The organism is Gimesia algae, from assembly GCF_007746795.1.
GTDB classification, from domain to species: Bacteria; Planctomycetota; Planctomycetia; order Planctomycetales; family Planctomycetaceae; genus Gimesia; species Gimesia algae.
The window spans coordinates 5,761,439-5,778,031 of record NZ_CP036343.1 but is presented as its reverse complement, the minus strand read 5'-3'; the positions used below and the strand labels follow the sequence as shown (position 1 = coordinate 5,778,031).

The window sequence follows — 16,593 nt, the reverse complement described above, 5'->3', positions numbered from 1 at the left end:
TAAGTGTGCATGCAGAACCTGTTTCGAGAAACCCGAATTCAGGCTAGGAACAGCGTCTCACTTTTGTCATAATGGTTTTAAGAGTACCGAATTATGTATCGCAAGCATCAAGAGATAAAACCATGCAATCAATCAATTCAATTCTTGTCGGCGTCGATCTGACCCACGCTGATCGGCTCGTCGCTTCCGATCTGAATGAGCAGACCGCAGAAGCTGTCGAACGTGCGATCTGGGTCGCCAGGATGTTCAATGCAAAACTGGAATTCTTCGCCGCCATTGATCTGTCAGCACATACCAAACATCTGATTCAGGAAGATAGGGATCACCTGCATAAAAATGTAACGGATGAAGCGATTGCTGTGATGCAGACTCTGATTGAACAGGCAAAAGAGCAGGGCGTTGACAGTTCTTCTAAAGTGGCCCTGGGTCCCCCCTGGCGCGAAATTATTCTGGAAGTCATCAAAAACAACCATGATATGGTCCTGGTGGGTACGCGACCACACGGATTTACCGGTCGTCTGTTTGGTGGCACGGTCATGAACCTGTTCCGTCAGTGCCCCTGTCCGGTTTATGCTGTGAAGGTTGATGAAGAACCCGATGTTCCAGAGATCGTCGTCGCCAGCGATATGAGCGAAGTCAGCAGCGACATCCTGAATTTCATCGTCAATGCTGCCCAGGTGGCTGATATGAAAATACATCTGGTTCACGCCATTGATACGAGGCTTGATGAACGTCTCAAAGGGCTGGGTATCAACGAACAGACTCTTAAGAAATGCTCTGAAGATATTCAGGAAGAAGTGAAAAACGAATTGAATGAGCAACTGGCCCAGACCGATTTTCGCACACTTTCTTACGGCGTGCAGGTGCATGTGCTGGATGGTTCACCCGAAGAGGCGATTCCTGCATTCATCGCCGAAAATAAAGTCAATCTACTCGCCATGGGAACCCTGGCACGATCGGGGCTCAGTGGATTTTTCATCGGCAACACCGCAGAACGCATGCTGGAAAAAGTTCACTGTTCGGTTCTGACTTTCAAACCTGCCGACTTTGTTTCACCCGTCGTGCCTGAGTAATCACGACTGTATTCAGCTGACATTCAACGCATCCTGATTTTTAATCGGCGATGCGTTTTTTTACGTCACAATCAATCTCTGGAAGTGAGTTCTGATCCGGGCAACATGGATTTTCAGTGCCGTATGAAATTTTGAATTCCAAGGTAGGAATAAGAGTCTCAATCGTTCATGATGTAACCGGCTGCCAGTCCGCTCTCGTGTGCTTGTCTGTCAATAGAGCACTGCTGGATTCAATCAGCAAATCATCAGGATTGAAAGGGAGAAAATCTGCCATGCCGGTGTTTTTAATCAGTGGAACCAATGAAAACGGCAAGCGGGAAACGCGGCGGGTCGAGGCGGATAATTCTCAGAACGCCGTTCGCGAGTTTGAAGAGCAGGGGCTGACGGAAATTGTTCTGCATAGTGACGATGCTTACGCTGTCACCACCGATCTGTTCGGTCCGCAACCGCAAGTGGAAGAAAATCTGACGGCCGCTGATATGGTCAAGCTGCAGTACCTGACCAACTTTCAGCTGTTCCTGTTTTATCTGCGGAAAAGTTACTGGCAGTTGCGCTGGGTGATTCCTGTACTACTGGGAATTGCCGTCTATCGCTGGGATCAGGTTTCCGGGCCGGATGAGTCTGATTATATCATGCTCGGGTTTCTTCTGCTGCCGATTCCCATCTGTTTCTGGAATGCCTATTATTCGCTCGGTCGCAAATATGACAGACTGATGCACGCGTTTTCCTGGGGAAACTGGGAAGAAGTTCTAGATCAGGTTCATCGTCTGCGCGGCAAAATTCCCGACTTCGAACTCGCGGCGCGTGCCGCCGTCGCGCTGGCGGCGCTGGATCGATTCGATGAAGCACTGGATCTGATGGAACCCTACGAAGAATCAGAAGATGTGCCCCACTGGATGTATCTGGGACGCCTGTCGGAACTGTATGAGGTGACCGGAGATTATGACAACGTCATAGAATGCATGCGCCTGGCTTATGAGGAAGCTCCCGATAACCCGACGGTCATCATTGATTACGCGTATGCCCTGACGAAAACCAACCGGGACAGTCCCCTGGCGGCCGAGTTGATTGCGGAAGCGGAAGAGATGCATCTGAATGATCTGGTGGCCTTGTTACTTAAGTATTTCAAAGGCGTGCTCGAACTGAATTTTCGCAATTACCGGGCGGCAGAAGCCCTGTTTCGTCAATGCGAAACCCAACTGGTTCCCCTCGCTACCAGTCAGGCGCTGCTACAGCAGATTGTCGATTTGAACCGTGCCTACCTGGCGGTCACCCTGGCAGAACTTGAAGAAAATGAAGAAGCCGAACAACTCTACCAGCTCTCACTGCCTCGTCTGCAGGCACTGGACTGCGATCTGATTATGGACCGCTATGTGGATGCAATGAGGAAATAAAATTAATGGAACTGAATTCTTAATCATGCTGATCGGATCAGATTACCCTCCAGTCAAATTAACTCAGGTCTGGCCACCTGTTGTGTCGCCACCTCCTCCACCAGGGTGCTGGGAGAACAGATTCAAACACATTCCTTTGGTTGGATGGATATTGGCTGGGCTGCTAGCAAGGTTTCACAAAAGTAGTCATGAATCGCAGGAATTAGCAATTGTTGAGAAAGAGATTGTGGATCAGCTCGAAGCACGCGGGCAGATTGATAACTGGGTAATGAAAAATAACTGGTTCAATACACCTGAAAAGCAACAGATCGCGCTCATCATTTCAGAAGCAATCGGCCTGGAAAAGCCGCTTGAAGCTCCACCTCCCCTGCATCCGCAAGACCCGTTCGGCCCCCTGTTCTGGGGACCGTTCGACGATTTAACTCCATTGATCGTGAGACTGGAAATTCAAAAAAATGGAATCTCCATGTACCCGGCGAATCAATTTCTCTTGCCTGGGAGGGAGACTGGACGATACTTCAATTCATCGAATACTGTGAAAACAGTATAAACGACGCGTGAGTACGGTCCAGGATCTGCTTATTTCCCTTTCGCCTCCTGTTGCATCTGCTCACGATGCGCTGATTCCGATTCGAACACTTCCTGTTTTTCTTTCTCCATCTGCGCTTTCACATCGGGAGTGATCTCGCCGGAATCCAATTCATCTTCACTACCCCCACAGGCAGAGAGCAGACAGCATACAGTTAATATCAAAATACAAGACAGCAGTTTCACAGGTAAACCTCTTTAACGATTAATAGGATTTATATTGTAATCAGCGCGTCGGGATAATCTTCGTTAACAGCAGGGCATCATTCGTCTCCGGGGGGAAGACGGCAGATGCCCTGCGTGCTCACGATTTCAAAAGAGAGCAGGCCATTCAGCTTGCTTAAAAATTCTCGAGTGGTTCACGGTCGTCAGTCAGGCTAACCCGACGCATGACCTCCTGGTCAATGTTGTAGCTGATCAATCTCACGGAACCATCAGCCAGGCAGGCATTCATCCCACCATCATGGCGGAACCGAAGAAGGGATGCCAGTTGGTCCAGCTGACGCCCCCTTTGTCAACCACAGCGACGGTGTTGGTGGGCGCCTTCACATCGGGCAGGGGAGTCAGGCCATATTCAACGCCGGCACTGGTGATCCCGGCTCCGTGGCGGATGACACATTCATCCCAGCCCGCGTTATTCCAGGGTTCATTATCACCGCCATCTGCACCATGGCGATCCGGGTGCAATGCTTTCTCTGCGACCATGATTGTATTGGAAGCACCATCCTGAATATCGTTGATGCGAATTTGGCGTGTGGTGGTCTGGACAACAACGCCCCGTTTTCCCGTACTGACGGAACTGGTAATTCCCCCTGAACGCTGACCACCGTTGCCGGCATAATCACTGCGATAGTAGCCGCTGTAAGATTTTGGACCGCGGCGTGAAGGACAGTAGTAGGCTTTAATTCCTTTGCGACCAACGAGGTGATACGTGGCCCCCGGATCGTCATCGGTACCCAGGTCATACACGTTGGATTGTTCCATGTAAGGCAGAATATGATAGAGCCAGCTCCAGCCTTCCCGTTCAGTCGCGTTACAGCAGGCAAACGAAGTGCCTGCGCCGTCGCGGGCACCATTGGGAAGTTGATCATGAACGTCGTGGAAGTTGTGAAAAGCCAGGCCAATCTGCTTGAGATTGTTCTTGCACTGGGTGCGGCGGGCTGCTTCGCGGGCCTGTTGAACAGCAGGCAGCAGTAGCGCGATCAGAATTGCAATAATCGCAATCACGACCAGCAGCTCAATTAAAGTAAATCCGTTTCGATTGTGTGAGGGACGTGGGGACGTACCGGTAGTCTTCGGAGAAAATAGACGTAACGTCTTCATTTTCCGTTCTCCTGAATGTGAAAAAAATAAAATGTAAGTGAGCGTTTCAGTTTTCGCAGGCGGGGTAATGCCGGTGTGGGTCTTGACTGACCTTAATCAGGAACAGGGAACTAAGTCCCTTTCCTGTGTGTTGCGGGTACTCTACCGATCAATTGTTAATACATCATGAGCGATCAATGAATACTTGTTTGAAAATGGCTTCACAATTTCCACGGAAGAGAATCAGCCCTGGATTTTCAATATTCTGAGTCAGGGGGGATTTCATAAAAGCGATTGGTTTGACGATGTATTGTTCCCGATTTTCGAAATCTTCAGGACCTGGAAACTGTTGTCAAATTAACAGTCTGAAAATCAGTACTTGACAAAAAACTAAATAATTAGTAAAAAGCGTCTTCCGAGTGAAATCGCTCGACAGAAAAGGATTTTGACTCATGTATCAGGGACCGATAGGCTTGAGGAACTGTGTGCTACATCAGTCCCTCCGCAGGCAAGGCAGGGAATTGCTGCTCTGTGTGCGCACACGCAGACATAAGACAGGCAGCCGCACAGGGTTTACGGTTCTCGAATTACTGGTCACCTTTGGAATTATTACGACTCTGGTCAGCCTGATTCTGCCAGCGGTCAACTCAGCCCGCGAAGCAGCCCGGCAACTGCAATGCAAAAATCAACTGAAACAAATCGGTCTGGCGTTGCACTCTTATCATGACAGTTACCGTTGTCTGCCTGCCGGCTGGCAATGGGAAGGAACGAAGCATTCGGCGTATGGCTGGTCTGTTCCGTTACTTCCTTACCTGGAACAACGGGCGATGTACGAACAGGTCGATCGCAATCAGGTACTCTCACATTTTTCCAATACGACTGCCCGCGAAACGGTGATCGCCAATTTTCTGTGTCCGTCCGATATTATTGATCCGACGTTCATGTTATACGAAGAACATGCATTGTCTGTTGCGCATACTCCGATTCTCAAGCTGCCTACAGCCAGTTATGTCGGCGTGTTCGGGACCCTGGAAGCCGATGACAGTATTCCTGCTCCCGCTGGAGACGGGACCTTTTGTGAATCAGTGCCGGTTTCATTCCATCATCTGCAACGGGGGTTAACCCACACGATTATTGTCGGCGAGAGAACGATGGCTCTGGTTCCCTCTACCTGGCTGGGAGTAGATTCTCTCGGCGAGGATGCCGCCTGCCGCCTGGTTGGCAGTGCCATGACAAGCCCGAACTGCAAACTCTGTGATGAATGTGAATTTTCCAGCCGTCACCCCGGCGGCGTCAACTTCCTCTGGGGAGACGGGCACGTCAGCCTGCTCTCAGAGTCACTCGATACAAATACCTACCAGCAACTTTCGCGCAGAGTTGCGCAATAAAAAAGCTCATATAAGAAGCGTATTACCGCCAATGCTATGATTGACTTCTAATATGATGACTTGTTTGAAGTCCAATCGAAAGAAAGGAAATGTGTGATGCCCAAACTTCATCTCACCAAATGCGAACTGGAAGTGATGGATGTTGTCTGGCGAAAAGGCCGCGCAACGGTTCAGGATGTCGTGGATTCACTGAAACGTCCCCTGGCGTATACGACTGTGATGACTACCCTGAAAATCCTGGATGAACAGCGCGACGTGCTCCGTAAAAAGAAACAGGGGAGAGCCTATGTTTACGAACCTGCTGTTTCCCGGGAACAGATCAGCAACAGTATGGCCGCCGATCTGACGCAGCGTCTGTTTGGCGGTTCCGTCAAGTCGTTCGTGCTCAGCCTGGTCGAAGGAGATTCAATGTCACAATCAGACATCGAAGAATTGAAACAAGCCATCGAATCTCTGGAGAAGGAAGCATGACGTCCACGCAGTTTCTGGAACTGGCGGTCTCTCTTTCGGTGCAAGTGTCAGTTGTGATCATTATCGCCCACTGGCTGGGGAAGCTGGTTAGCAGCGAACGCCTGCAGTGTCGTCTTTGGACAGTCTGTTATGTTGTCCTGCTGATGTTGATCGTTGTTGCGGTGCTGTTTCCCCATCCACGATTCTTTCAGCCCTGGGCTTCGATCGACTCTCAGAATGCTTCTACGATCGTCAATCTTGAAATGCAGGCAGGACGCGTTCTGTTTTTTATCTGGCTGACAGGAGCAACACTGTCACTACTGGTTTTCATGTACCGGGCATTTCAGGTGAACCAGTTTCTCAAAACCTGCCGGAGTGTTGATCCACACCAGTACGCTTTTGCGGAGAATCTTGATGTTTTGAACGGGAATGCCAGTAGTAATATTAAATCCCAGGTCAAACTGTTATCCAGCGACCGCCTGAAAACGCCATTCTGTTCTCAGTTTCATCGCCCTTATATCGTGGTACCGGAATACCTGTTGGAATTTGAATCGCAGAAAATCAATTTTATCCTGCGTCATGAACTGGAACATCTGAAAACGGGGCATCCACTACAGTTATTCCTGCAGCGTCTGGTGGAAACCATTTTCTGGTTCCATCCGATGGTCTGGTGGGCCTCTCAGGAATCGTCGCTCACGCGTGAATTTGCCTGCGACGAAGCCGCCATCGATTCGCCTCAGGAAATTGCGCAGTATCTGCGGACCTTATTGACTATTATTGAGTACGGGGCCGCGCAGCAGGATGAGTCTCCAACACCACTGGCATTCGGTCGCGGGAAAAGCATCGTCGCCCATCGTGCCCGCCGGTTAACCCAGATAGCCAGAAATCATCAAATGACTCGGCCTTTTGAAATTTCCGGTCTGAAGGCATGTTGCAGTCTCGTGTTGAGTGCCGCTTTGATTGGGATGATCTGGCTGCCCGTTGATGTGCTTGCTTCTCCGCGTGCCAACTGGTCTCCCTGGCCTACCTGGACAGCCGGCGCACTGCATGACTTTGGATTTTCAGCAAACGATTTTGAAGTCTACAGTCGTCATACGGAATTACACGAACTGTTAGGAGCTCGGGAAACCTTGACCGATCGCTCAAAAATACCACAGCCTACCCGTCAGGAATGATAAAAATTTTCGCTGCTTCTACTAGAAATTTCGGACTTTAAAACAGGCCGAATTCTTGAGGCAGCAGAGTTGTACATACCCGTAAAAATTTTTTAACGCGAATTACTAAAAACTTCGGAGCAGCGGCTGAAAAAATGAAGGATGAGATTTTTAAGAATAAGGAGATTCATTTTATGTCTAAAATACTGCTACCTGCAGAGACAGCCTTAAATCTGTCAGGAACGAATACAGCGAAACAGACGGACTCAGTACAGGGAGCCGGAACCGATCCTGGTCTGCGAACAGCGTTACGAAGTATCTTTATTTCGTGTCAGAACTGGTCGGGACGTTATTCCGTGCTGGCAACGATCTTTGCCATCACGCTTGCCTATCTGCTCTTACTGCGGACAGTGATGGTGATAAGCTATACCAGTCTGGACAAGGTCTCGATCTGGCAGGAACTGCAGCTGTTTTTTGTCGGTTTTCAGTATGATGTGCTGGTGGCGCTCTGTTTTGTGATCCCCCAGTTAATTCACATCACATTCCTGTCAGAACACAGCTTGCAAGGTCGGATGAGCCGTCTACTGCTGGATCTGACCTGGATCATCGCGTTTCTGTTTCTTCCGTTTCTCTGCATTGCAGAATATGTTTTCTTTGATGAATTTCAGTCTCGACTGAATTACATTGCCTTTGAATACATTGTTTATCCCACGGAAGTCTGTTGCAACATCTGGGAATCCTACCCGTTGATCGAGCTGCTGGCGGTTGTGGGACTCTGTGGAGGCAACTGCTGGTATCTGTTGCGAAAAAATTTCCATGCACAGGTTGCGACAGCCATGCCCTGGCAGAAACGTTATGGAATCTTCTTCACTTGCCTGACTGCCATTGCCATCCTCTGGTCATCTACCAGTGCCGAGAGCCGTCAGGTCTCTCGTGATCGCGTTGCCAATGAATGCTCCTGGAATGGTTTATATAGCTTTGTGTATTACGCCTGGACCTGTCGTTTTGACTTCAACAAAAATTATATGACCATTGCTGATGCGGAAGTCAAACAGAGATTAAGACGGCAGATTGTCGGTGACGGGGATGACTTGAAACAGTCCTCGAATAATCCCGTTGACCGGGTGGTCCATACAGGGCAACCTGAACACGATTATAATGTGGTTTTGATTCTAGAGGAGAGCCTGGGGTCTGACTTCATCGGGGTGCTGGGTGACAAGCGCGGATTGACTCCCCACTTCGATAAATTGACGAAGCAGGGACTGCTGTTTGATAATTTTTATGCAACGGGAAACCGGACCGCGCGGGCTCTGGAAGCGGTGATGACTTCCATGCCTCCCATTCCTACCGAGTCGATCCTCAAGCGAGATCACTCGGAGCATGTCTTTACGCTGGCAAATGTGCTCGCAGGTCGAGGTTATGAAAGACTGTTTATGACAGGCGGACGCGGGCTGTTTGATGGCGTACGTTCTTTCATGAAGGCCAATGGCTTCAACCATTTTATCGAACAGGCAGATTTTCATGACCCGATCTTTGCGAATGCCTGGGGAGTCAGCGATGAGGACCTGTTTCACAAGGCATTGACAGAACTGGACGGTTTACAAAAGTCCGGACGACCGTTTTTTGCCACGATTCTCACGGTCTCCAATCATCGCCCTTATACTTACCCTGAAGGTCGCATTCCTGAATGTGAGCAGACTCGCGCCAATGCCGTGAAATATGCAGACTGGGCACTCGGTTATTTCTTCCGCGAAGCACAGTCCCATGATTTCTATCAAAATACGATTTTTGTCGTCATGGGTGACCACGGCGCCCGTGTTACCGGCAGCCAGCTGTTTCCCATGAGTTCCTACCGTGTACCGGTATTGCTGATTCAACCTGGTAGGACAGCCGCGGGGACACGCTGCAGCACCCTCGCCTGTTCGCTGGATATCGCACCGACCATCATGGGGCGGCTGGGCAGTGATTATCGCTCGGTCTTCTTTGGTTACGATGTCCTGCAGACTGATCCCAGGCGGGGCCGGGCCATCATGCAGCATAATCATGATGTCGCATTACTCGATTCACAAAATCGCATGGTCGTGCTGGGGTTTGGGAAGTCATCAGCAGGCTTTCAACTGGATCGCGCCACGCATCAACTCAATCAACAGAAAAATCCCGATCAGGAGATGCTGCACAATGCCGTGGCATTTTTCCAGGCCGCCTTTGAACTTTATTATTCCGACCGCTGGTATCCCGATCCACAAAACAGCCAGCAGAAAGATCAAAGCATTTAAAACACCTCAATTGAATTTCTGGTGCTGAGTGAAACGCTGACTCCTGAGTGTTGTTGAGCGCTACAGCAGCTCTGTTTCACTCGCACCTTTACCTGCATCATGGCAGATATTCCTTTCCTCGCCTCCCCCTTCTTCAGCTCATTATGCTCAGTTCAGCAACTCACATCTCAGTTTTTCTCCCTTCTTAAATCACTCGATGAAACAAACTCAGACGTTGATATTACAGACAAACTGCGCACGCAGTCGGGGCTTCGGACGCATCTTTCTGCTGTCCGTGTGCCTGCTTGCGCTGGTTCAGTTAACGGGCTGTATTTCGACAAACACTTCCTCCAGAGGGAAATGGTTAAGATCAACACCCCAACTTTCACCAGCGACATCGCGTGATGCTAAACCAGGCATTCAGCACAAGAGTGATCAGGCTTCTGCTGCAGTAGAGGAAGAATTGGGACTGGCTGTACTGAGGGGAGACGACCCTATGGGTTCAGACTGGCTTAATCCACCCCGCGAAGTATTGACTGAATATGTACAGGCTGATGAAGCCTTACCTGATGGATTGCCGGCATCTGTAGTTGTGACCGGTTTTCTGTCGGAAGAACCTCTGGGTGAGTTCGGCTGCGTGAATCCCAGTTTCGAAACCGAAATGGAAAGTGAGCGGCTGACGCTGTGGAGTCAAGTCAAAAGCGACCATGCCAATTATTACTCGAAAGAGTCATTGACCTGGCTGGCAGGCGGGTTCGGCATCGGCGCGATTATGGCGAATACCTCATTGGATGGCGGCATACAGAATCACAGCCAATCCAGTGTACTCAGTGCCTCATCCGATGAATGGCTGCACGGATTGCATGCGCAGAAAGAATTGGGCAATGGCCGTTATACTATTCCGCTGTTTGCTGCAGCCTGGGTGGCAGGGGCCATGTTTGAAACAATCCCGCTTGTGAATCGGACCGGGGAATGGGGGGAACGCTCGATTCGCGCGATCATTGTCGGCACACCCCCGATGCTGGCCATGCAGTTAGCCACCGGTGCCTCGCGTCCGGGGGAAACCACTGCGAATGCAAAGTGGAAGCCCTTCCAGGACAATAACGGTGTCAGCGGCCACAGCTTCATGGGAGCCATTCCGTTTCTGGATGCCGCCAAAGTGACCGATAAACCTTTACTCAAACTGGCGTTCTACGCCGGTTCCACGCTGGTGCCTCTCTCCCGCATCAATGACAATCGGCATTACCCCTCACAGGTATTTCTCGGCTGGTGGATGGCGTGGATCGCCACCAACGCCGTCGATGCGACACAAAATCCGGATCGTCACTGGAGCGTCTATCCGATTTCCTGGTCAGGGGTGACCGGCGTGGGGTTTGAATACAACTGGTGATCGAAGTCAGGATGAATACTGAAGCAGCATGCTCCAGAACACTTTGTCGGGTTTAGAAATAAAATGTGGGTGAATGACAAAACCCGATATATCTGACAGTGATTGAACTGACCCAATCCTGACCACAGGGGACATAGAGGGGAGAGTAGAAAGAAATGATTTGCCATTTCGTTTCAATCGGAACAACATCAGGATGGTGAAACATGAAAGCGTAGACGGGACCGATGCTGAGGACATATCCAACCAGCAGGAGTAAAGCAGTAATCCCGCAATAAAAAATGGCCCTGTAAATAATAAGACGAGCACGATTCAGGATACGGGCCATTTCATTACCGTCGTTTGAGTTTCACACTGTAAATCATACCAAGCATACATCCTATGATCGCACACACAGGCATGCCGTTCAAGATGAAAAACCGTGTATAGCCGGCGGTGACCTTACTTCTGAGGAAGCTGTAATACGGATCCTGTTGTGCCAGCATGGGGGCCAGGACGCAGGCACCCAGAAAATAGCCGATCAGCAGGCCGACGATTGCTCCGACAATCGAATGCTTCAACACACCCCGGATTTTGACCTCGCCGAAACGCAACGCAAACAGATAGGCCAGTATCCCGCCCAGGAGAGGTCCGATAACAGGTAGGCGGACACCACTTTGAAACCGGATCATCGGTCCGGTTTCCATCCAGGAATAGCCGCCGATAATCGCTTCCAGTAACAGCCCCAGTATCATCCCGCAAAAGGCCGCGATCCACTGATTCACATTGATTGGTTCGATTGACTTACGTTTCGCCACGTTTTCTGATCCACCTCAAATTAAGATATCATTCTTTAATTAATGTCGGCAATCAGATGACCGAGAGACAATTTTTTCGCAATCGACGGACAATCGGTTAAACTGATAGAAACGGGTAACTGATAAATCCGATCAAAGGAGCAACCCATGTCTGAGGAACCTGTACCACAAGGAACGAAGTTACCGCGCACGAACTGGGCACGACTCAGCCTGCTGGCCCTGATCCTGATTCTGATTGCGGGCGGTTTCGCGTGGCAACTCAAACTGCCCCCATTTGCTTCTGGTCTACCCCGACAAAACGCAATCATGGTCATCGCCCCCTATCGACATCAGGGAACCTGGGTCTTCGACGACAGTTCTGCCGGCCTGGTACAGGAACCATTCGTGGCGGGCGTCCCGGAAATGATCGATGTGATCGTCAAAGACATTCCGGATGCCGACAAAGGCTTCCGTCTGCTGTTTTCGGCCAATCCGTTTCCCCAGTATCAGAAGAAGCTGGTCTGGCTCCGCGGCGATGGAGGGGGTAACTACTACCGCTTCTCCGATTCCGACATGGAAGGCTGGATCTGCCCGGCGATGTTCAAGTATTACGAAACTGCCCCCCAAGAGTTGTATGTCAAAGCCGAACCCATGAAATGAACGCTGCAGGCGCACCCGACCTCTCTTTTTGGTGTCACTCTCAATTCCGGCAGAGCAGACGTTTGACGAAAGCACTGAACTGCTACTATATTAGGTCACACTTCAGCCCCCGTAGCTCAGTTGGATAGAGCAATGCTTTCCTAAAGCATAGGTCGCAGGTTCGAACCCTGCCGGGGGTATGTTTTCTCAGGAAATGCTCATTCTGCGTATTACTTCTCGCTAGACGAAGGAACAGATCTGATGCTCAAGTCGCTTTCCGTGTTTGCAGTCTGTCTCAGCACGCTCTGTTTTGTCTTAACCAGTTCGGTGCTCCAGGCGGAAGAGAACGCCAAAAGTTATTACCTGATCGGGAATTCGCTGACCTGGGATACGGTTCCTTCATTACTGGAGGGAGATGTGCAGTGGCACGTTGATTGTGGCAAGAGTCTGCCTTACATCATGGCACACCCGGAGATGCCTTGTGTGAAAACGTCCACACTCTGGCCACAGGCACTCAAGGAAAAACAGTACGATCTGATCTCCGTGCAGACACACTACGGTGCAACGCTGGACGAAGATCTCGCCACGATTTCCAAATGGGTGGATATGCAGCCCAATGCAATCTTTATCATTCATACAGGCTGGGCACGAAGTAAGACCCGTGCTGAAGAATATGCCAGCAAAGTGGTCACCGGGAAAATGCAGCACAGCCCCACTTATATGAAGGCGTTGCTGGCTGCTTTGCAGAAAAAATATCCTGAGCGGAAATTCAAACAGACCCATGCCATCGATCTGCTGGACCAGGTGAATACGGATATCAAAAACAACAAAGCGCCTTTCGATGAAATTACCGATATTTACCGCGATGCAATTCACATGAAAACCGATACCGGCCGCTACCTGATGCACAACGCCATGCGGCACGCGCTGGGACAACCCCGCTCTGAAAAAGGGTACGAAAAAGTCGATCCCCAGGTGAAGCAGTACCTGAATCAGGTGCTGGATACACTCAAGTAAGAATCGATCAGACCGAAGTGGTCGGCAGTTCGGCGATCAGAGTCTGCTTTTCCTTGTCGGTCAGGAATGAGGCTTCGAACGAATTCCGGGCGAGTTTGATCAGATCGTTTTGTGACAGATCGAAGGCGTCCTGAATCGCAGCGAAGTTTTCATTCACATAGCCGCCGAAGTAGGGGGGATCGTCTGAATTAACGGTCACCAACAAGCCTGCGTCCATCATCTGTTTCAGAGTGTGTTCTTTCATCGTCTTAAAGACACGCAGTCGCACGTTGGAGAGCGGGCAGACCGTCAGCGGAATCTGTTCGGCGGCCAGCCGTTTGACCAGTTCGGGGTCTTCCATGCAGCGCACACCATGGTCGATGCGTTCCGCGTGCAGCAGGTCCAGTGCTTCGGTAATATATTCGGGTGGACCTTCCTCCCCGGCGTGACAGACCACGTGATACCCTTGCTGGCGTGCCGCGTCAAAGACCTTCACAAATTGGGAAGGGGGGTGTCCCAGTTCCGAAGAGTCCAGCCCAACGCCGATAAAATGATCGCGGAAAGGCGCTGCCTGCTCTAGCGTCTCCATCGCTGATTCTGCAGAAAGGTGTCTGAGGAAGCTCAGGATCAGCTTGGATGAGATTCCAAGTTGACTCTGCCCGTCTTTCAAAGCCGCCGAAATTCCATGGACGATCGTTCCCATCGGGATATCCCGGGCCGTATGGGTCTGGGGATCGAAGAAGATTTCCGCATGTTTCACATTCTGAGAAGCGGCTTTTTTCAGGTAAGTCAGCGTGAGTTCATAAAAATCTTCCTCACTGCAGACGACACTCACCGAAGCATAATACAGGTCCAGAAACGACTGCAGGTCGCTGAAATTAAAGGCCGCCCGCATTTCTTCCACAGAGGTAAACGGCAGTTTCATCCGGTTCTTGTCTGCCAGTTGAAACGCCAGTTCCGGCTCAAGGGTCCCTTCGATGTGCAGGTGCAGTTCTGCTTTAGGCAAGCGGGCGATAAACTCATCCATGGCTTCTCTCCGTCGTGAAAGGAATCTGCAGTCAGTGGTTGCTGGCGACATGGTAACTTGCGAACCTGGTTTGTCAACATCATGCCGAAGCCCGCCAGCCTTCGCATTCACCTGTCTCGATGCTAGGATAAAATACCAGTGAGAAACGGGAACCGTTCCCACGAGAATCATTCCGGTACACAACAATGAGGTCACTGCATGTTAAGAACAATTCTGTACTCGCTGGTACTGCTGGTTGTCAGTCTGCAGATTCCTCTCCACGCGGCTGAATGGCAGGTTGGCATCGCGCGAATTGACATCACACCTGCAAAAAAGATCTGGCTGGCCGGCTATGCCTCACGCACTAAACCCGCTGAAGGAACAACCCATCCCTTATGGGCCAAGGCACTCGTTTTCAAAGACGGGCAGGGAAACCGGGCTGCAATTGTCACCACTGATCTGATCGGTTTGACGCGTGAACTCTCCGATAGTGTCGGTACCCGAGTTGCCCGGGAGACAGGAATGACCCGCGAGCAGATTCTGCTCAATTCCTCACATACGCATTGTTCACCCGTCGTGCGCGGCTGTGCACCGCTGGCTTATGATTTCACTCCTGCCCAGCAGCAGGACGTCGATGACTATGCGAAGGTACTTGAAGACAAGCTGGTCAAAGTCATCGTTTCCGCCAGTCAGTCGTTGAAACCGGCCCAGCTGAGTTACGGCGAAGACCGGGCCACTTTTGCCATTAACCGTCGCGGCCGCATCAACCCGGATGGCCCCGTTGATCATACCGTGCCCGTCCTCAAAATCAGCGATCCTGCAGGGAAGCTTCGGGCGATTCTGTTTGGCTATGCCTGTCATAATACCACGCTGGCCTATTTTGAATTCTGTGGCGACTACGCCGGTTTTGCGCAGATCGAACTGGAAAAACAATATCCGGGCGTCACTGCGCTGTTCATGCTGGGCTTTGGTGGCGATGCGAATCCCGATCCCCGAGGCACCCGGGAACTGGCCGAGCAGCATGGTCGTTCGCTGGCGTCAGCAGTCACGCGGTCTTTGGATAAGCCATTGAAGCCACTGCATAGCCCCTTGAGAGTTCAATTTCAGCGGACCAATTTATCCTTTGTGAAACCACCACCGCGCGAGGAACTGTTAGCCAGACAGGGGCAGGGAGATATCTATTCTCAACGACTGACAAAGCACCTGCTCAAGCAGTTGGATCAGCAGGGCGCGATTCCTGACTCGTATCCGTTCTCTGCCCAGGTGATCGAGTTCGGCAATGACCTGACACTCATCGGGCTCGGCGGAGAAACCGTAATTGATTACGCCATCCGTCTCCACGAGGAGCTGTCGGGACGACAGGTCTGGGTTGCTGGCTACTGTAATGAAGTCTTCGCCTATGTTCCCTCGGAACGGGTCTTGAAAGAGGGAGGATATGAAGGCGGCGGAGCCATGAAGTACTTCGGCATTCATGGCCCCTTTCAGCCTGGTGTCGAAGACCGTGTAATTAAGCTGGTCCATTCCCTGCTCGAGCCTTAAGTGGATGCTCCTGGTTTCAGCAGACTGGCAAACGCTTCAGTAAAAAACCACGAAAATTATTTTACTGTTCACACTTTTATTGACGTAAGAAGAGTGCTGATCGAAGCAGGTCGTGTTTCCTGTAAGAGAGCGAATCCAGTCTGTCTAATCCACTCAGAGCCAGTCCGTTCAGGCATCTCCACGTGCATTCCCGGAAACAGTTTGTGTTCGGTTTTGTTTTACTAACTGGTTATCAAGTAGTCACTTAAAGGTAGATGGATGCAGCCGTTTTTCGTAGCGAAAATCACAGACTTGAATATTGGTATTGTCTCAAATAAAGACGTGGGAAATAATAGTAATGCTCGAAACATGATATTAGGTCCCTTACATTCCTGTGTGGCATGCCCTGAAAATGCTCGAGTCACGTCCACACGATAATCCCACTTTTTACAATTAGGTGTTGGCCATGGACGGTCTGTTAAACAACCTCATTTCAATTTTATTTTGAATGAGGGAACTATCCCTGCGCCATGCGTGTCTGTTTGATACTGAATATTCTGGACATAGTGAAAGGCTCTCGCACTTTAGAAAAATTTCCCTTATCAAATTACCTCAAACTTATTGGCTGATAAATCGATGGGCAGGAATGCCACTCGTAATGCCAGGA

16 protein-coding genes and 1 tRNA gene are annotated in these 16,593 nt (G+C 50.5%); 12 read left to right on the top strand and 5 right to left on the bottom strand.

Going from position 1 to position 16,593, the window contains the following annotated elements:
• The first annotated feature begins 122 nt into the window (after positions 1-122).
• From Pan161_RS21595 to Pan161_RS21585, 3 genes are all read left to right on the top strand, one after another.
• Positions 123-1,073 carry a universal stress protein gene (locus tag Pan161_RS21595; protein ID WP_197995456.1) on the top strand — a complete coding sequence of 317 codons (951 nt, stop codon included), beginning with the start codon at positions 123-125 and terminating at the stop codon, positions 1,071-1,073.
• A gap of 272 nt (positions 1,074-1,345) precedes the next feature.
• On the top strand, positions 1,346-2,467 hold the full coding sequence (locus Pan161_RS21590) for a tetratricopeptide repeat protein (protein ID WP_145230747.1): 1,122 nt from the start codon (positions 1,346-1,348) through the stop codon (positions 2,465-2,467).
• Positions 2,468-2,693: 226 nt separating this feature from the next.
• A complete protein-coding gene (locus tag Pan161_RS21585; protein ID WP_145230745.1) occupies positions 2,694-3,017 on the top strand; it encodes a hypothetical protein in 324 nt (107 codons plus the stop codon).
• A gap of 29 nt (positions 3,018-3,046) precedes the next feature.
• On the opposite strand, the gene Pan161_RS21580 is transcribed toward Pan161_RS21585, so the two are convergent.
• The 3 genes from Pan161_RS21580 to Pan161_RS21575 all read right to left on the bottom strand — a co-directional run bounded on the left by Pan161_RS21580 (position 3,047) and on the right by Pan161_RS21575 (position 4,378).
• Positions 3,047-3,241, bottom strand: a complete 195-nt coding sequence (locus Pan161_RS21580) for a hypothetical protein (protein ID WP_145230743.1) — start codon at positions 3,239-3,241, stop codon at positions 3,047-3,049.
• Between the two features lie 154 nt (positions 3,242-3,395).
• A complete protein-coding gene (locus Pan161_RS31445; RefSeq protein ID WP_197995455.1) occupies positions 3,396-3,509 on the bottom strand; it encodes a hypothetical protein in 114 nt (37 codons plus the stop codon).
• Positions 3,506-4,378: a DUF1559 domain-containing protein gene (locus Pan161_RS21575; RefSeq protein WP_197995454.1), complete on the bottom strand. Its 873-nt coding sequence runs from the start codon at positions 4,376-4,378 to the stop codon at positions 3,506-3,508. The genes Pan161_RS31445 and Pan161_RS21575 overlap by 4 nt, the downstream gene beginning before the upstream one ends.
• A 464-nt stretch (positions 4,379-4,842) precedes the next feature.
• Between Pan161_RS21575 and Pan161_RS21570 the strand changes: the two genes are divergently transcribed.
• From Pan161_RS21570 to Pan161_RS21550, 5 genes are all read left to right on the top strand, one after another.
• A complete protein-coding gene (locus tag Pan161_RS21570; protein WP_232103386.1) occupies positions 4,843-5,745 on the top strand; it encodes a DUF1559 domain-containing protein in 903 nt (300 codons plus the stop codon).
• A 96-nt stretch (positions 5,746-5,841) separates the two neighbouring features.
• Positions 5,842-6,216 (top strand): BlaI/MecI/CopY family transcriptional regulator, encoded by a 375-nt coding sequence (locus tag Pan161_RS21565; RefSeq protein ID WP_145230739.1) that lies wholly within the window; start codon positions 5,842-5,844, stop codon positions 6,214-6,216.
• Complete coding sequence (locus Pan161_RS21560) at positions 6,213-7,370, top strand: M56 family metallopeptidase (protein WP_145230736.1); 1,158 nt, start codon at positions 6,213-6,215, stop codon at positions 7,368-7,370. The genes Pan161_RS21565 and Pan161_RS21560 overlap by 4 nt, the downstream gene beginning before the upstream one ends.
• A gap of 173 nt (positions 7,371-7,543) precedes the next feature.
• A complete protein-coding gene (locus tag Pan161_RS21555) occupies positions 7,544-9,625 on the top strand; it encodes an LTA synthase family protein (RefSeq protein ID WP_197995453.1) in 2,082 nt (693 codons plus the stop codon).
• A gap of 196 nt (positions 9,626-9,821) precedes the next feature.
• Entirely contained in the window at positions 9,822-10,994 is a 1,173-nt protein-coding gene (locus tag Pan161_RS21550; RefSeq protein WP_145230732.1) for a phosphatase PAP2 family protein, read from the top strand.
• Between the two features lie 329 nt (positions 10,995-11,323).
• Here the strand turns inward: Pan161_RS21550 and Pan161_RS21545 are convergent, their stop codons facing one another.
• Positions 11,324-11,788: a hypothetical protein gene (locus Pan161_RS21545; protein WP_145230730.1), complete on the bottom strand. Its 465-nt coding sequence runs from the start codon at positions 11,786-11,788 to the stop codon at positions 11,324-11,326.
• A gap of 147 nt (positions 11,789-11,935) precedes the next feature.
• Here Pan161_RS21545 and Pan161_RS21540 point away from each other — a divergent pair, with 147 nt between their 5' ends.
• The 3 genes from Pan161_RS21540 to Pan161_RS21530 all read left to right on the top strand — a co-directional run bounded on the left by Pan161_RS21540 (position 11,936) and on the right by Pan161_RS21530 (position 13,423).
• The gene (locus tag Pan161_RS21540; RefSeq protein WP_197995452.1) at positions 11,936-12,427 is read left to right on the top strand and encodes a DUF6717 family protein; all 492 of its coding nucleotides are present in this window, start codon (positions 11,936-11,938) and stop codon (positions 12,425-12,427) included.
• Positions 12,428-12,532: 105 nt separating this feature from the next.
• Positions 12,533-12,606: transfer RNA gene (locus Pan161_RS21535), tRNA-Arg, on the top strand.
• A 61-nt stretch (positions 12,607-12,667) separates the two neighbouring features.
• Positions 12,668-13,423, top strand: a complete 756-nt coding sequence (locus Pan161_RS21530; protein WP_145230729.1) for a hypothetical protein — start codon at positions 12,668-12,670, stop codon at positions 13,421-13,423.
• Between the two features lie 7 nt (positions 13,424-13,430).
• On the opposite strand, the gene Pan161_RS21525 is transcribed toward Pan161_RS21530, so the two are convergent.
• Complete coding sequence (locus Pan161_RS21525; protein WP_145230727.1) at positions 13,431-14,429, bottom strand: adenosine deaminase; 999 nt, start codon at positions 14,427-14,429, stop codon at positions 13,431-13,433.
• Positions 14,430-14,627: 198 nt separating this feature from the next.
• On the opposite strand from Pan161_RS21525, the gene Pan161_RS21520 reads away from it, so the two are divergent.
• Entirely contained in the window at positions 14,628-15,947 is a 1,320-nt protein-coding gene (locus tag Pan161_RS21520; RefSeq protein WP_145230725.1) for a neutral/alkaline non-lysosomal ceramidase N-terminal domain-containing protein, read from the top strand.
• Positions 15,948-16,593: the final 646 nt, after the last annotated feature.

What these genes read in the sequence shown, in the direction of transcription:
- Pan161_RS21595 (WP_197995456.1), top strand. Translation starts at nt 123, where the DNA reads ATGCAATCAATCAATTCAATTCTTGTCGGCGTCGATCTGACCCACGCT.
- Pan161_RS21590 (WP_145230747.1), top strand. Translation starts at nt 1,346, where the DNA reads ATGCCGGTGTTTTTAATCAGTGGAACCAATGAAAACGGCAAGCGGGAA.
- Pan161_RS31445 (WP_197995455.1), bottom strand. Translation starts at nt 3,509, where the DNA reads ATGAATGCCTGCCTGGCTGATGGTTCCGTGAGATTGATCAGCTACAAC.
- Pan161_RS21575 (WP_197995454.1), bottom strand. Translation starts at nt 4,378, where the DNA reads ATGAAGACGTTACGTCTATTTTCTCCGAAGACTACCGGTACGTCCCCA.
- Pan161_RS21565 (WP_145230739.1), top strand. Translation starts at nt 5,842, where the DNA reads ATGCCCAAACTTCATCTCACCAAATGCGAACTGGAAGTGATGGATGTT.
- Pan161_RS21560 (WP_145230736.1), top strand. Translation starts at nt 6,213, where the DNA reads ATGACGTCCACGCAGTTTCTGGAACTGGCGGTCTCTCTTTCGGTGCAA.
- Pan161_RS21555 (WP_197995453.1), top strand. Translation starts at nt 7,544, where the DNA reads ATGTCTAAAATACTGCTACCTGCAGAGACAGCCTTAAATCTGTCAGGA.
- Pan161_RS21550 (WP_145230732.1), top strand. Translation starts at nt 9,822, where the DNA reads ATGAAACAAACTCAGACGTTGATATTACAGACAAACTGCGCACGCAGT.
- Pan161_RS21540 (WP_197995452.1), top strand. Translation starts at nt 11,936, where the DNA reads ATGTCTGAGGAACCTGTACCACAAGGAACGAAGTTACCGCGCACGAAC.
- Pan161_RS21530 (WP_145230729.1), top strand. Translation starts at nt 12,668, where the DNA reads ATGCTCAAGTCGCTTTCCGTGTTTGCAGTCTGTCTCAGCACGCTCTGT.
- Pan161_RS21525 (WP_145230727.1), bottom strand. Translation starts at nt 14,429, where the DNA reads ATGGATGAGTTTATCGCCCGCTTGCCTAAAGCAGAACTGCACCTGCAC.
- Pan161_RS21520 (WP_145230725.1), top strand. Translation starts at nt 14,628, where the DNA reads ATGTTAAGAACAATTCTGTACTCGCTGGTACTGCTGGTTGTCAGTCTG.